Origin of the sequence: Elioraea thermophila (ex Habib et al. 2022), from assembly GCF_003336755.1 — a bacterium.
In the GTDB taxonomy this organism is placed as follows: domain Bacteria; phylum Pseudomonadota; class Alphaproteobacteria; order Acetobacterales; family Acetobacteraceae; genus Elioraea; species Elioraea thermophila.
Window position 1 is genome coordinate 184,244 of the sequence record NZ_QMDI01000006.1, and the last position, 13,877, is coordinate 198,120.

Here is a 13,877-nt window from a genome sequence, read left to right on the forward strand (position 1 = left end):
ATGGCGGGCAACCTCGCCTCTCGCGGGCGTGACAGGTCGCGGCTTGGCGCAGGCGAACCATGCGCTTGGCCCGGGTTGCGCGGCGGACGGTTTGCCGCCATTGGTGCGCGCTCGCCCAACTCCCCCGGAGACCAAGCCGCATGAACGAGATCGCGTTCGCCTCGGCGACGAAGCTCGCCGCCATGATCCGCCAGAAGAAGATCGGCGCACTCGAACTCCTCGAGCTCTACCTGAAGCGGATCGAGGCCTTCAACCCGGGGCTGAACGCGATCGTCGCGCTCGATGTCGAGCGCGCCCGCAAGGACGCCGCGCTGCTGGACCGCCGCCTCGCCCGCGGCGACATCGCGGGGCCGCTGCACGGCGTGCCGATGACGGTGAAGGAGTCGTTCGACGTCGAGGGGCTTCCGACCACTTGGGGGGACCCGGCGAACAAGGACAACATCGCGAAGGAGGATGCGCTGGCGGTGGCGCGCCTGCGCGCGGCCGGCGCGGTGGTGTTCGGCAAGACGAACGTGCCGCTGCTGCTGGCCGACTGGCAGTCCTACAACGCGGTCTACGGGCAGACCAACAACCCCTGGGACCATGCGCGCTCCCCGGGCGGCTCCTCGGGTGGGTCGGCGGCGGCGCTGGCGGCGGGGCTGACCGGGCTCGAGCTCGGCTCCGACATCGGCGCCTCGATCCGCAACCCCGCGCACTACTGCGGCGTCTACGGGCACAAGCCGAGCTGGGGCGTGTGTTCGCCGCGCGGCCATGGCCTCGGCACGCTCGGCGAGACCGACATGTCGGTGATCGGGCCGCTCGCCCGCGGGGGCGCTGACCTGATGACCGCGCTCGACGTGATCGCGGGGCCGGACGAGATCGATGCCGTCGGCTGGAAGGTCGCCCTGCCCAAGCCGCGCCTGCCGGGGATCAAGGGGCTCAAGGTCGCCATCATGGCGAACTGCCCGGTCGCCCCGGTTGACGAGGAATACGCCAAGAAGATCGAGGCGCTGGCACGCACCTTCAAGAAGGAAGGGGCGAAGGTGGATCTCGCCGCCCGTCCGGAGGTCGACTGGGCTGAACTCTGGCGCACCTACATTCTGCTTTTGCGCGCGGCGACCTCGATGCGGCTGACCGACGAGCAGGCGGCATTCTGGGCCGAGGAGGCGCGCAAGCACGGCGAGGCGAGCGACGACTACGTGGCGCTGATGGCGCGCGGCAACACGCTGCCGCATCGCCTCTGGCTGCGTCTGAACGAGACCCGGCTGAAAATCCGCCGCGCCTTCGCTGCCTTCTTCCGCGAGTGGGACGTGCTGCTCTGCCCGGTCGCGGCGACGCCGGCCGTGCCGCACGACCAGGAGGGCCAGCGCCACGAGCGCACCATCCTGGTGAACGGCCAGCCGCAGCCCGTGACGACGCAGCTGTTCTGGGCCGGCATCGCCACCCTTGCCTATTTGCCGGCGACGGTGGCGCCGATCGGCGCGATGAAGGGGGGTTTGCCCATCGGGGTCCAGATCGTCGCCGGGCCCTATCAGGACCGCCAGGCGATCCATCTCGCCACCCTGATGGAGAAGGCGGTGCGCGGCTTCCGCGCCCCTCCGGCCTACGAGGGCGACGCCCCGCCCGCCGCCGCCGAGGCGAAGGAGGAGGCGAAGGAAGAAGTGAAGGAGGAGGCCAAGGAGGCGGCCTGACCGTCGCCGCCTTCCGGCACGGCGTTATGAGAGGGGGCGGGCTTCGGTCCGCCCCGTCGCTTTTCGGAGCGGGATTCGATCTGGCTTCGGACAGGCAAGCCGTGGTAGGCGTGAGGATGCGAATGCGAGCGAGTCGCATTCACGGGACGACAGTTAGGGACGCCGACCGCCGTCATGCTCGTCTGCCTCTGCAACGCTCTGTCCGACCGCGCCATTCGCAGCGCCGCCGAGGACGGTGCAACCTGCTGCAAGGGTGTGTGGGAGCGCTGCGGCTGCCGGCCCGACTGCGGCCGGTGCGGGGCGGCGATCAAGGAGATCCTCGCCGCCCATCTCGGATGCCGAAGCGGCGCCTGTGCCCAGCCCGCGCCGCAGGTGAGGCCGACGGCGTGACCGCGGTCGTGGTGCGGCTGGCCATCGTCCGGGCCACCCCTGGCTCCCGTGCACCTTCGGACCATCGCCGTGAACCCCGGAGCGGCGGCGTTGATCGTTCGGTAGCGTAAACGCCCAACGTCTTGACGGAGCGAAGAATGAAAGGCGACCCCAGGGTCATCGAATACTTGAACACGGTGCTGACCAATGAACTGACCGCGATCAACCAGTACTTCCTTCACTCCCGGATGCTCATAAACTGGGGTGTGACGAAGCTCGGCGCTTACGAGTACAAGGAAAGCATCGAAGAGATGAAGCATGCCGATCGGATCATCGAGCGCATCCTGTTCCTCTAGGGCGTGCCGAACGTGCAAAGACTGAACAAGATCCTGATCGGCGAGACAGTTGAGGAGATCCTCCGCTGTGATATGAAACTGGAGGAAAAGGCGGTGGCCGATCTGCGCGAGGCCATCCCGTATTGCGAGAGCGTGCGCGACTTTGTTTCGCGCGACCTCTTCTCCGCCATCCTGCGCGACGAGGAGCACCACATCGACTTCGTCGAGACCCAGTTCGACCTGATCGCGCGCGTCGGCATCCAGAACTACATCCAGCTCAACTCCGGCCACGCCGGAGCGGCGGAGGGCGACAAGGACGCCTGACGGCGCAAGCCCCGGGGTTCAGGCGGCGCTCTCGGTCGGAAGGCGCAGCCGCGCGGCGAGGCCCTGCCCCTCGTCGCCGGGACCGAGCTCAAGCCGCCCGCCGTGCAGCTGCGCCACCGCCTCGACGAGGGCGAGCCCGAGCCCGAAGCCCGGGGTCGAACGGCAGGGCTCGGCGCGGAAGAAGCGCTCCGTCGCCCGCGCCCGGATCCCCTCTGGCATGCCGGGTCCGGTATCCGTCACCGAGACCTCCGCCCACGCCCCCGCCAGCGCGACGCGCACCATGACCAGCCCGCCCTCGGGCGTGAACTTGATCGCGTTGTCGAGCAGGTTGGCCACCGCCTGCGCCGCCAAGTCACGATCGCCGACGACCTTGAGCGCTGGCGGGACGCGCGTTTCCAGGCGGATCCCCTTCGCCTCGGCCAGCGGCTCGTAGAGGGCGGCGACGTCCTCCACGGCTTGGGCGAGATCGAAAGGAGCGAAGGCGGAGCGGCGGGCGCCGGATTCGATCTCCGCGATGCGCAGGAGCGCCTGGAAGAGGTCGATCACCCGATCGAGCTCCTCGATGCCGCGCTCGATCCCGGCCTTCAGAGCGGCGGGCTCGGCTGCGCCGTGCAGCACGTCCTCGAGCCCCGCCCGGGTGCGCGCGATCGGCGTGCGCAGATCATGCGCAATGGCGTTCGACACCTGCCTCACCCCCTCCATCAGCCCGGCCAGGCGGTCGAGCATGGCGTTGAAGCTTCGCGCCAGCTGATCGAACTCGTCGTCGTTGCCGGAGAGTGGGGCGCGGCGGGCGAGGTCGCCCTGGCCGATCGCGGCGGCGGTGGCGAGCAGCGGCGCCGTGCGGCGCGCCAACACCTGGGCCACCAGAAGCCCGCCCGAAGCGGCCAGCACGACGGCAAGTGCCAGCCCGTAGAACACGGACTCCGCCACCAGGGCCTGCAACTGACGCCGCGCCCCGACATCGCGCCCGGCCATTACCCTCGAGCCGTCCGCAAACGCGAGGGCGCGCGCACGCACCGTCGTCTCCGTGCCCTCGCGGGTCAGGCGACCCTCGCCCGCCTCCGCGTCGGGAGAAAGGAATGCCGGCCAAGCGTCGAGATTGCCCGCCCGCTTCGCCCCCCGCGCGTCGAGCAGGAGGTAGATCGCCTCGTTGTCGCTGTCCTCGGCGATCCTCGTCTCGATCGCGGTCGCCACCGCGGCCAGCCCGCCCGCGCGGTGATCGGCGGCGAAGGCCGCGATGTCGCCGCGCAGGCCGCGCTCCACCTGGCGGTCGAGATAGCCGGCGGTGTTCCACCACAGGACGGCGACCAGCGCACCGGCGGAAAGCGCCATCAGCGCCGCATGCAGCGCGGCGATGCGAAAGCCGATGGAGCGGATCGTGCGCCAGCCCGACTCGCCCGCCTCGGCCCGGCCCGGCGCGGCCGTCACGTGTCCGCCCGCAGCATGTAGCCTGCGTTGCGCACGGTGTGGATCAACGGATAGGCGAAGCCCTTGTCGACCTTCTGGCGCAGGCGCGAGACGTGCACGTCGATCACGTTCGTCTGCGGGTCGAAATGGTAGTCCCACACCGCCTCGAGCAGCATGGTGCGCGTCACCACCTGGCCGGCGTGGCGAAGCAGCACCTCGAGCAGGCGGAACTCGCGCGGCTTGAGCTCGATCACCTGCCCCGCACGCCGCACGGTGCGAGCGAGGAGATCCATCTCGAGATCGCCCGCCGCCAGCCGCGTCACCGGCGCCTCGCCGCGCGGGCGACGCGCCAGCGCCTCGATGCGCGCCAGCAGTTCGGCGAAGGCGAAGGGCTTGGTGAGATAGTCGTCGCCGCCGGCCTTCAGCCCGCGCACCCGCTCGTCCACCTGCGCGAGCGCCGAAAGGAACAGCACCGGCACGCGCGAGCCCGTCGCGCGCAGCGTCTCGACGAGCCGCACCCCGTCCATGCCGCCCGGCAGCATGCGGTCGAGCACGATCACGTCGTAGGTTTCGGAGGCGGCGAGGAAGAGACCGTCCCGGGCGTTGTCCACCGGGTCGACGACGTGGCCCGATTCGCGCAGGCCCTTGGCGACGAAGCGGGAAACCTCGGGGTCGTCCTCGACGAGCAGGATTCGCATCTCACGCGGCCCTTGCGACCGGGCCCGAAGTATAGGGTCGACTGCGCGGCAGCCGAAGGCTTGCCGGGCGATCGCCATGGCATGAGTAAGGGTTTTCCGCTAGCGTCCCTGCCACACGGCAACAGCACGGAGGGCCTGGTCATGCAGCACGAGACCGGGAACGCAGCGGGCCCCGGCCTGGCGGAAGCGTGGCTCGCCATGGGCCTGCACATGGTGGAAAGCCGGATCAAGCTGTTCGGCGAGCTCGCCCGCTGCGCCTCGCCGGTGCAGGCGGGCGAAGTGTTCACCCGCTGGATGGCGGAGCGGGTGGAGGAGTTCGGCGTCGATCAGGCGCGCCTGATGGAGGCCTGGTTCCGATCGCTCGCCCAGATGAGCGCGACGGTGACGACGGAGGCCGGGGCGGCGGTGGCGCGCAGCGTCTCCGCCGCCGGCGAGGCCGCGGAGCCGAAGCGCAGGGCGCGCCTCGCCGGCTGACCAGGCCCAGGGCCGCTCGCCGGGGCGGTTTGCGGGGAGCACGGGTTCCGAAGGCGACGGAACGGTCCTAGCGTGGCGGCTCCTCCTCGAGGCCGCCCGGTGCATCTCTCGCTCGCGCTGACCGCCACCCTGGCGATGCTGGTCCAGCAGACCTTCGCCACCTACACCCGCGGGGTGGTGCCGGTGCTTGCCCCCGCGATCGGGGCTGACCTCGGCGTCGATCCCTCGCACGCCGGCACCTACGCGGCGCTCGCCTCGGCGGCGGCGATGGCTGGGTCGGTCGCGGTCGCCGCGCCGCTCAGGCGCTGGGGCGGGTTCCGGGTGGCTCAGGTCGCGCTCGCCCTCGCCGGAGCGGGGCTCGCCATCGGCGCGCCGGGTGGGGCGGGCCCGGTCGCGTTCGGCGCCCTGCTGGTCGGGGTCGGCTCCGTCGTTTCCACCCCGGCCTCCTCCCATGTGCTGGCGCGCGTCGTGCCCACCGCCCAACAGCCGCTCTACTTCTCGATCAAGCAGACGGGCGTGCCTCTCGGCGCGGCGCTGACGGGCTTGCTTGCGCCGGCCTTCGCCGAAGCCGCCGGATGGCGTGGCGCGCTCTTGCTCTCGGGCCTGCTGTGCGGGGCGCTCGCCGTGGCCTTGCAGCCCTGGCGGGCGCGGTGCGACGCCGACCGCGACCCCTCCGCCCCCTTACGCATCGCCGCCTTCGGCGAGACGCTGCGCATGGTCTGGGCGCCCGCTCTCGCCCCGCTCACCGCGATGGCGGTGGTCTATGTCGGCCTGCAGATCGTGCACATGACCTTCGCGGTCGTTTACCTGGTCGAGGTGCAGGGGCGCAGCCTCGCCGCCGCCGGCGCCCTGTTCAGCCTGGCGACGCTGATCGCGATCCCGGGCCGAATCTTCTGGGGCTGGCTCGGGGGGCGGATCGTGCCGACGCGAATCGTGTTGTCAGGCATCGGCATCGGCACCGCGGCCGCTTTCGGCGCCCTCGCCGCCCTGCCGCGCGGGGCGGGCGAAGGCGTGATCCTCGTCGCCCTTCTGCTCGGTTCGGCCACGGTGATGGCCTTTCACGGGCTGATGCTGGCCGAGGTCGCGCGGCTTGCGCCGCCCGGCAGGGCGGGGCCGGCGACGGGGGGCGTGCTGTTCTTCGTCCAGATCGGGCAGATCGTGCTGCCCGCCCTGTTCGGCCTCTCGGCCTCCCTGGTCGGCTACCGGATGTCGTGGGCGGCCTTCGCGCTTCCTGCCCTCATCATGGCCGGCTGGCTTGCCTCCCGCCGGGGCTGAGCGGGACGGAGGGATCCTCCGGCCAGGCGTGCTTGGGGTAGCGGCCGCGCATCGCCTTGCGCACCTCCGCCCACCCACCGCGCCAAAACGCCCCGAGATCGCCCGTCACCGCGATCGGCCGCCCGGCCGGGGAGAGGAGTTCGACCTGCAGGGGGACCCGCCCGCCGGCGAGCCGGGGAGCGGCGGTGAGCCCGAAGAGGGCCTGGGCGCGGGCGGAGAGGGTGGGGGGACTCCGCGCATAGTCGATCGCCGCCCTCCCCCCGCCCGGCAGGACGATGTGGCTTGGCAGCGCGCGGTCGAGCTCCGAAGCCCGCTCCGGGCCGAGGATGGCGCGCAGGATGGCGACGAGGTCGAGCCCGCCGAGCTCCTCCAGGCGCGAGAGGCCGGCGAGGAAGGGGGCGAGCCAGTCCTCGAGCGTGGCAAGCAGCGCCTCGTCGGAGAGATCCGGCCAGGCAGGATCGAGCCCGCGCATCAGGGCGGCGCGCGCCTGCAGGTTGCGCGCGGCCTCCGTCCAGGGCAGACAGGCGAGGCCCCGCGCCCGCAGCCCGACACAGAGGCCACGGGCAACGAGCGCCGGGTCGGGGCGGGGGATCGCGCTCTCCTCGAGCACGAGGGCGCCGAAGCTGCGCCGGCGTCGTGCTCGTACCGCGCCCGCCGCCTCGTCCCAGGCCACCGTCTCCTCGCTGACAATGTCGGCTGCGAACAGCCGCTCGATCTCCGCGCGGGAGAGGGGAGCGGCGAGCCGAATGCGCGCCTCCCGTCCTGAGAGGTCGAGGGCAGCGACGGCGAGGAAGGGCTCGCCGGCGAGCGGATCGGTGGGCGGAAGCCTCGCCCCGCGCCCCGAGGCGAGGAGGAAGGCGCCGCGCTCGGCCCGCGCCATCGCCACCCGGTCGGGAAAGGCGCGGGCGATCAGCGCTCCCGCCCGATCGGGCGGCGCGCCGTCGCCGCCCTCGCGCAGGCCCAAGCGCCGCCGGTGCAGCGCCGCGGCCCGTGCGGCGGGGCCGGACAGCCGGCCTAGGCGAAGCCGGATGTCGGCAGGCGGCACCTCCCCCGGCGCGACCCGCAGCGCATCGCGCTCCTCGATCAGGGCGGCGAGATCGCAGGCAAGCCCCGCCTCTTCGGCTTGCGCCTCGACCAACATGGCGGCAAGCCTCGGGTGGGCGCCGAGCCGCGCCATCCGCCTGCCCTTGGCGGTGATCGTGCCCCGCGAATCGAGCGCGCCGAGGCGCCGGAGCAGATCGCGCGCGGCGGCGTACGCCCCCTCCGGCGGGGGGTCGAGGAAGGCGAGTGCCGCGGGCTCCGCCCCCCAGGCGGCGAGATCAAGCGCGAGGGGGGCGAGGTCGGCCTCCAGGATTTCGGGCCGATCGCGCACCGCGAGGCCCCGGTGCAGCGCCTCCGTCCACAGCCGAAAGCACACGCCGGGAGCGAGACGCCCGGCCCGCCCGGCCCGCTGTTCGGCCGAGGCGCGCGAGATCCGCTCGGTGGCCAGCCGCGTGAGGCCGCTCCCCGGGTCGAAGCGCGGGGCGCGGCGGAAGCCGCCGTCCACCACCACACGCACGCCCTCGACGGTGAGCGAGGTCTCGGCGATGGCGGTGGCGAGGATCACTTTGCGCCGCCCCGCCGCATCGGGGCGAAGGGCGAGGTCCTGCGCCTGAGGCGAAAGCTCGCCGTGCAGCGGGCGGACGACGGCGCCGAGCGACGGATCCTCGGCGAGCAGGGCCTCGACGCGGCGGATCTCCGCCATGCCGGGGAGGAAGACGAGCACATCCCCCGCGGTCGCGGCGAGGGCGCGGCGGATGGCGGCGGTTGCCGCCTCGGCGAGCTCGCGGGGCTCGGCGAGGTCGCGCGCGGCCCAGACGACGTCGACGGGAAAGCTTCGGCCCGCACTTTCGATGACCGGCGCGTCGAGCAGCCGCGCGAAGGCCGCCGCGTCCAGCGTAGCCGACATCGCGACCAGGCGAAGATCCGGTCGCAGGGCGGCCTGCACCTCGCGCGCGAGTGCCAACGCGAGGTCGGTCTCCAGCGAGCGTTCGTGCACCTCGTCGAACAGGATCGCGCCCACCCCCTCGAGGCCAGGATCGGCCTGCAGGCGGCGCACCAGCAGGCCCTCGGTGACGACCTCGATCTCGGTCGCCGCCGAGACCACGCGCTCAAGCCGGGTGGCGAGGCCGACGCGGCGGCCGAGCGGTTCGCCGAGCAGTTCGGCGAGGCGTCGCGCGGCGGCGCGGGCGGCGAGGCGGCGCGGTTCGAGCACGAGGATCTTCCGTCCCGCCCGCCAGGGTGCGTCGAGCAGGGCGAGCGGGCCCAGCGTCGTCTTGCCCGCGCCGGGCGGGGCGACGAGCACGGCATTGCCGCGATCGAGCGCCTCGGCGAGTGCCGGCAGCACCTCGACGACGGGGAGATCTCGCGTCGCGTCGGGGAGTACGGGGAAGGTCACGGTGGAGCGGGTAGCGGGAATCGAACCCGCGCATCCAGCTTGGGAAGCTGGCAGGCTACCATTACATCATACCCGCCCGCTCACCGCGCTTTTGTATAGGCGGCGGGCTCGGCGCCGACAAGACCGCGGCCGGCATGCTTGATTTCCGCGCCCTCCGGCCGCAAGCCTCGCGCCGTGATGGCCGCCGACGATGCCCCCACCCCCAAGCGCCAAGATCGCCCCGCCACCCTCGCCGTGCGCGGTGGGCTCGCGCGCAGCCCATGGATGGAGACCGCCGAGGCCCTCTTCCTCACCTCGGGCTTCGTCTACGACAGCGCGGCTGAAGCGGAAGCGACCTTCCTCGGCGAGGTCGCGCGCTTCCAGTACAGCCGCTTCGGCAACCCCACCGTCGCCATGTTCGAAGCCCGGCTTGCCGCCCTCGAAGGTGCCGAGGCCTGCCGGGCCACCGCGACGGGGATGGCGGCCGTCGCCTCCGCCCTGCTTGCCCACCTCAAGGCGGGAGACCGCGTCGTCGCCTCGCGCGCCCTGTTCGGGTCCTGCCACTGGATCGTCTCCACCCTGCTGCCGAAGTTCGGCATCGAAACCGTCTTCGTCGACGGCACCGAGGAGGCGCAGTGGCGGGAGGCGCTGGCAAGGCCGGCCCAGGCCGTGTTCCTCGAAACGCCGTCCAACCCCTGCCTCGAGGTGATCGATCTGCCGCTCGTCGCCGACCTCGCGCACCGGGCGGGGGCGATCGTGATGGTGGACAACGTGTTCGCCACACCGCTGCTGCAGCGCCCGCTCGCGCTCGGCGCGGACGTGGTGATCTATTCGGCGACGAAACACATCGACGGGCAGGGGCGTTGCCTCGGCGGCGCGGTGCTCGGCTCCCGCGCCTGGATCGAGGAGACGCTGCAGCCCTTCCTGCGCAACACGGGGCCCGCCCTCTCCCCCTTCAACGCCTGGGTGCTGCTGAAGGGGCTGGAGACGCTTCCCGTTCGCCTGCCCGCCATGCAGGCCTCGGCCGCCGCGATCGCCGATTTCCTGGCGACCCGGCCGGAAGTCTCGCGCGTTCTGTATCCCGCGCGGGCGGACCATCCGCAGCACGCGCTCGCCATGCGGCAGATGGCCGGAGGCGGCACCATCGTCAGTTTCGACCTCGCCGGCGGCAAGCCGGCGGCGTTCCGCTTCCTCGATGCGCTGCGTCTGATCGACATCAGCAACAACCTAGGCGACGCGAAGAGCCTGGCGACGCATCCGGCGACGACGACGCACCAGAGGATCGGCCCCGTCGAGCGCGCGCGGCTCGGCATCGGCGACGGCCTGGTGCGCCTCTCCATCGGGCTCGAGGACGTGCGCGACCTGATCGAGGACGTCGCGCAGGCACTCGACGCCGCCCGTGCCGCGGCGGCGGCGGAGTGACAACGTGTCGGGGCCGTCCTACACGGAAGTGACGCGCGGCATCCGCGTCACCGTCCGCCCCGAGTATCTGCCCGACCAGTCCGAGCCCGCCGAGGGCCGTTGGGTCTGGGCCTATCATGTGACGATCGCCAACGAAGGGGCGGAGACGGTGCAGCTGCTCCGCCGCACCTGGATCATCACGGATTCGCAAGGGCGTACGCAGCGCGTGCACGGGCCGGGCGTGGTCGGCGAACAGCCGGTGCTCGCTCCAGGCGAGGCGTTCCGCTACACCTCGGGCACGCCGCTCGCCACCCCCTCGGGCTTCATGCGCGGCTTCTACCACATGGTGGTGCGCGCGACGGGCGAGGCCTTCGACGTCGTGATCCCGCCCTTCGCGCTGGATGTGACGGAGCGCCCCGCACGGCTGAACTGACGCGCCCGCTCAGGGCAGGCGGGAAAGCGCCCGTACGAGCCGTCGTGTCGCGGGCGCAAGAAGACGCGGGGCGAAGAAATTCCCCGCCGCGCGCCTGATGCTCTCGGCGTAGGTCGGATAGGGCAGGACGAGATCGGCGAGCGTGGCAAGCGACACGCCGCGGCGAATGGCGAGCGCCAGCAGACCGATCATCTCCCCCGCGTGCGGGGCGAGCACGCTGGCGCCGAGCACGCGCCCGCGCCGGCTGGCGATGATCTTGATCAGGCCATGCCGCACGCCTTCGGTCGCCGCACGATCGGTCTCGGCGATCGGCCAGCGCAGGATGGCGAGGTCGGCGATCCCCCGCGCCCTTGCCTCGGCCTCGGTGAGGCCCACGGCGGCGAGTTCCGGATCCGTGTAGAGAGAGCGCGGGATCGTTTCGCAGGCGACCGTTGCGGGCAAGCGGAACAGCACGCGGCGCAGGATGACGCCGGCATGGTGGGAGGCGGCGTGGGTGAAGCGCTGCGGCCCCACACCTTCGATGTCGGCGATGTCGCCGGCGGCGAACACGCGGCGATTGGAGACGCTGCGCAAGCCACGATCGACGCGGATGCCCTGCGGTGTCGTTTCGACATCGGCACGCTCGAGCCCGAGCGCTTCCAGGTTCGGCACCCGCCCGGTGGCAAGCAGGAGGTGGGAACCGACAAGGCGTTCCTCCCTGCCCTCGCCCGCCGCGAGGACGACCGCGAGGCCCGCCGGATCGGGCTCGACGCGCAGCAGTCGCATGCCCTCGCGCACCGCGACGCCATCTTCGCGCAGCGCGAGCAGAAGCCCCCCGACCAGTTCCGCCTCCTCGCGCGCGAGCGCCCGCCCCACCTCGAGCACGGTGACGCGGGCGCCGAGCCGGGCGAAGGCCTGCGCCATCTCGAGCCCCATCGCGCCCGCGCCGAGCACGATCAGGTGGCGAGGCATCGCATCGAGCGACCAGAGCGTCTCGTTGGTGAGGAAAGCCACCTGATCCAGCCCGGGGATCGCGGGGATCGCCGGGCGCGTGCCGGCGGCGATGACGATTCGCCGCGCGATGATCGTTTCGTCCCCCACCACCACGCGATCCCGCCCCGAGAAGCGCGCCTCTCCGTGGATGACGCGGGCGCCCAGTGCCCGGTAGCGATGGGCGGAATCGTTCGGCGCGATCTCGGCGACGGCGCGACGCACCTCGGCCATCACGGCGGCGAGGTCGATCCCGCCTTCCGTTCTTATCCCGAACCGTGCCGCCTGCCGCGCCATCGCCACACGGCGCGCGACGGCAAGCAGGGCCTTGGAGGGGACGCAGCCCGCGTTCAGGCACTCCCCGCCCATCGCGGCGCGCTCGATCAGCACCACGCGCGCGCCGAGCTGCGCCGCCCCGGCGACGACCGAGAGCCCCGCCGCGCCGGCGCCGATGACGACGAGATCGGCCTCAGCCATCGCGCAGCCTGCGGCGGGCCGCGACGTGCCGCCAAGCGACGGGGAGCAAGGCGAGCACGCCGAGCCCGACGAGCGGCAGCAGCACGGCGGGCGACAGCGCGAGATCGAGATCGGGTCTTCCTCCCGCGGCGAGCACCTCGCCCGCGGCCGCCCCGAGCCCGGCATAGACGAAGGCGGCCGGCACGATGCCCACCAGGGTGGCGAGCGCATAGGGGCCAAGCCGCATGCCGACCAAGGCGGGGGCGATGTTGACCAGCCAGAAGGGAAACAGGGGCACGAGGCGAAGGAACAGGAGGTAGAAGGCGCCGTCGCGCTCGAGCCCCGGGCGGAGGCGGGCGAGGAGGCGCGGTGCCCGCCGCGCCATCGTCGGCGCGAAGGTGGTGCGCACGGCGAGGAAGATGGCGATCGCGCCGAGCGAGGCCCCCGTGACGGAGAGCGCCGTGCCCCACCAGAGGCCGAACAGCACGCCCCCCGCCACGGTGAAGACGGCGCCGACCGGAAGGGAGGCCGCGACAACCGCCGCATAGGCGACGACGAAGACAGCGCCCGCCGGGACGGGCGCCTCCCTCACCGCCGCACGCAGCGCGGCGTGCCGGGCGGCGAGCGTGTCGAGCGAAAGGTGCTCATGGGCGCCGCTCAGCACCAGCCCGAGAGCCAGTGCCGCCACCATGGTGAGCAGCGCCCAGCGCAGGCGGATGGCGCGCCAGTCGCGCGGACGGCCGGAAGAACGGCGGGTCATGCCGCCACCGCTGCAGCGCAGGCCGGCGGTGGCCGGCGTTGACCCCCCTCTTGTCCGGCGGCTATAGCCCCCCGCGAACGGAGCGGGTGCGTCTGGCCTCGGGGCGCGGCGCGCCGCGTCATCGCTTTTCCCGCGTATCGCGAAGGGATGGAGTTCGTGTCGTGACCAAGCGCACCTATCAGCCGAGCAAGCTCGTCCGCAAGCGCCGGCACGGCTTCCGCGCGCGCATGAGCACGGTGGGCGGGCGCAAGGTGCTGGCCGCGCGCCGTGCCAAGGGACGCAAGCGCCTCTCCGCCTGACCCCGCTGCCGCCGGCCGGCCCTCGCGCCCCGAGCGGATGAAGCGTCGCGCGGAGTTCCTGGCGGTGGCGGCGAAAGGACGGAAGGCGTCGATGCCCGGTCTCGTGCTGCAGGGGTTGAAGGTCGAGGGGCGCGCGGCGACCCGGCTCGGCTTCACCTGCTCGCGCAAGGTGGGTGGGGCGGTCGAGCGCAACCGGGCGCGGCGGCGGCTGCGCGCGGCGGCCGATGTCGTGCTTCGCCCCGGCCCCGCGGGCTGGGACTTCGTGCTGGTCGGCCGTACCGCCACGCTCGATCGCCCCTTCGCCGCCCTGGTCGAAGACTTGCGCCAGGGCCTCGCGCGGATCGGCGCGGCATGAGCCCGCTCGCCCATCTGCTGCGCGGCGGCATCACCGCCTATCAGTGGACCATCCGACCGGTGATCGGCGCCCACTGTCGTTTCGTCCCCTCCTGTTCCGAGTACGCGAAGGAGGCGATCGCCACCCACGGCGCGGTGAAGGGGGCGGGGCTTGCCGCCTGGCGCATCCTGCGCTGCAACCCCTGGTGCGCGGGCGGGCACGACCCGGTGCCGCCGCGACGCTGCGACAGCCCCTGA

General features: G+C 72.6%; 14 protein-coding genes, 1 tRNA gene and 1 pseudogene. 10 read left to right on the top strand and 6 right to left on the bottom strand.

The features are described from left to right. The first annotated feature begins 140 nt into the window (after positions 1-140). From DWB05_RS10695 to bfr, 3 genes and pseudogenes are all read left to right on the top strand, one after another. Positions 141-1,670 carry an amidase gene (locus DWB05_RS10695; protein ID WP_114377195.1) on the top strand — a complete coding sequence of 510 codons (1,530 nt, stop codon included), beginning with the start codon at positions 141-143 and terminating at the stop codon, positions 1,668-1,670. 174 nt (positions 1,671-1,844) lie between these two features. Beyond that, positions 1,845-2,060 (top strand): (2Fe-2S)-binding protein, encoded by a 216-nt coding sequence (locus DWB05_RS10700; RefSeq protein WP_114377196.1) that lies wholly within the window; start codon positions 1,845-1,847, stop codon positions 2,058-2,060. Between the two features lie 137 nt (positions 2,061-2,197). After that, a pseudogene (gene bfr / locus DWB05_RS10705) lies at positions 2,198-2,698 on the top strand (bacterioferritin). A gap of 18 nt (positions 2,699-2,716) precedes the next feature. Here bfr and DWB05_RS10710 read toward each other — a convergent pair. Then, a complete protein-coding gene (locus tag DWB05_RS10710) occupies positions 2,717-4,126 on the bottom strand; it encodes a sensor histidine kinase (RefSeq protein WP_114377197.1) in 1,410 nt (469 codons plus the stop codon). After that, a complete protein-coding gene (locus DWB05_RS10715) occupies positions 4,123-4,803 on the bottom strand; it encodes a winged helix-turn-helix domain-containing protein (RefSeq protein WP_114377198.1) in 681 nt (226 codons plus the stop codon). The genes DWB05_RS10710 and DWB05_RS10715 overlap by 4 nt, the downstream gene beginning before the upstream one ends. A 141-nt stretch (positions 4,804-4,944) precedes the next feature. Between DWB05_RS10715 and DWB05_RS10720 the strand changes: the two genes are divergently transcribed. Both DWB05_RS10720 and DWB05_RS10725 read left to right on the top strand, forming a co-directional pair. After that, complete coding sequence (locus tag DWB05_RS10720) at positions 4,945-5,277, top strand: hypothetical protein (protein ID WP_114377199.1); 333 nt, start codon at positions 4,945-4,947, stop codon at positions 5,275-5,277. Positions 5,278-5,376: 99 nt separating this feature from the next. After that, on the top strand, positions 5,377-6,552 hold the full coding sequence (locus DWB05_RS10725) for an MFS transporter (protein WP_114377200.1): 1,176 nt from the start codon (positions 5,377-5,379) through the stop codon (positions 6,550-6,552). Here DWB05_RS10725 and hrpB read toward each other — a convergent pair. Together hrpB and DWB05_RS10735 are read right to left on the bottom strand one after the other, a co-directional pair. Next, complete coding sequence (hrpB, locus tag DWB05_RS10730; protein ID WP_114377201.1) at positions 6,518-8,989, bottom strand: ATP-dependent helicase HrpB; 2,472 nt, start codon at positions 8,987-8,989, stop codon at positions 6,518-6,520. The genes DWB05_RS10725 and hrpB overlap by 35 nt on opposite strands. 2 nt (positions 8,990-8,991) lie before the next feature. Continuing rightward, a tRNA-Gly gene (locus tag DWB05_RS10735) sits at positions 8,992-9,065 on the bottom strand. A gap of 101 nt (positions 9,066-9,166) precedes the next feature. Between DWB05_RS10735 and metZ the strand changes: the two genes are divergently transcribed. Next, on the top strand, positions 9,167-10,390 hold the full coding sequence (gene metZ / locus DWB05_RS10740; protein ID WP_114377202.1) for an O-succinylhomoserine sulfhydrylase: 1,224 nt from the start codon (positions 9,167-9,169) through the stop codon (positions 10,388-10,390). A 4-nt stretch (positions 10,391-10,394) separates the two neighbouring features. Next, positions 10,395-10,802, top strand: coding sequence for a Co2+/Mg2+ efflux protein ApaG (gene apaG / locus DWB05_RS10745; protein WP_114377645.1), 408 nt, complete (start codon positions 10,395-10,397; stop codon positions 10,800-10,802). Between the two features lie 9 nt (positions 10,803-10,811). Here apaG and DWB05_RS10750 read toward each other — a convergent pair whose 3' ends face one another. Both DWB05_RS10750 and DWB05_RS10755 read right to left on the bottom strand, forming a co-directional pair. After that, on the bottom strand, positions 10,812-12,248 hold the full coding sequence (locus DWB05_RS10750) for a dihydrolipoyl dehydrogenase family protein (RefSeq protein ID WP_114377203.1): 1,437 nt from the start codon (positions 12,246-12,248) through the stop codon (positions 10,812-10,814). Beyond that, entirely contained in the window at positions 12,241-12,987 is a 747-nt protein-coding gene (locus DWB05_RS10755; protein ID WP_232818507.1) for a TVP38/TMEM64 family protein, read from the bottom strand. Before DWB05_RS10755 ends, DWB05_RS10750 begins: the two co-directional genes overlap by 8 nt. A gap of 161 nt (positions 12,988-13,148) precedes the next feature. On the opposite strand from DWB05_RS10755, the gene rpmH reads away from it, so the two are divergent. From rpmH to yidD, 3 genes are read left to right on the top strand one after another with little or no spacing between them, the layout of a single operon-like run. Beyond that, complete coding sequence (gene rpmH / locus DWB05_RS10760; protein ID WP_114377204.1) at positions 13,149-13,286, top strand: 50S ribosomal protein L34; 138 nt, start codon at positions 13,149-13,151, stop codon at positions 13,284-13,286. A gap of 37 nt (positions 13,287-13,323) precedes the next feature. Further along, positions 13,324-13,641, top strand: a complete 318-nt coding sequence (gene rnpA, locus DWB05_RS10765) for a ribonuclease P protein component (protein WP_114377205.1) — start codon at positions 13,324-13,326, stop codon at positions 13,639-13,641. Continuing rightward, a complete protein-coding gene (gene yidD / locus DWB05_RS10770; protein WP_114377206.1) occupies positions 13,638-13,877 on the top strand; it encodes a membrane protein insertion efficiency factor YidD in 240 nt (79 codons plus the stop codon). Before rnpA ends, yidD begins: the two co-directional genes overlap by 4 nt.

What these genes read in the sequence shown, in the direction of transcription:
- DWB05_RS10695 (WP_114377195.1), top strand. Translation starts at nt 141, where the DNA reads ATGAACGAGATCGCGTTCGCCTCGGCGACGAAGCTCGCCGCCATGATC.
- DWB05_RS10700 (WP_114377196.1), top strand. Translation starts at nt 1,845, where the DNA reads ATGCTCGTCTGCCTCTGCAACGCTCTGTCCGACCGCGCCATTCGCAGC.
- DWB05_RS10755 (WP_232818507.1), bottom strand. Translation starts at nt 12,987, where the DNA reads ATGACCCGCCGTTCTTCCGGCCGTCCGCGCGACTGGCGCGCCATCCGC.
- rnpA (WP_114377205.1), top strand. Translation starts at nt 13,324, where the DNA reads ATGAAGCGTCGCGCGGAGTTCCTGGCGGTGGCGGCGAAAGGACGGAAG.
- metZ (WP_114377202.1), top strand. Translation starts at nt 9,167, where the DNA reads ATGGCCGCCGACGATGCCCCCACCCCCAAGCGCCAAGATCGCCCCGCC.
- DWB05_RS10715 (WP_114377198.1), bottom strand. Translation starts at nt 4,803, where the DNA reads ATGCGAATCCTGCTCGTCGAGGACGACCCCGAGGTTTCCCGCTTCGTC.
- yidD (WP_114377206.1), top strand. Translation starts at nt 13,638, where the DNA reads ATGAGCCCGCTCGCCCATCTGCTGCGCGGCGGCATCACCGCCTATCAG.
- DWB05_RS10750 (WP_114377203.1), bottom strand. Translation starts at nt 12,248, where the DNA reads ATGGCTGAGGCCGATCTCGTCGTCATCGGCGCCGGCGCGGCGGGGCTC.
- DWB05_RS10720 (WP_114377199.1), top strand. Translation starts at nt 4,945, where the DNA reads ATGCAGCACGAGACCGGGAACGCAGCGGGCCCCGGCCTGGCGGAAGCG.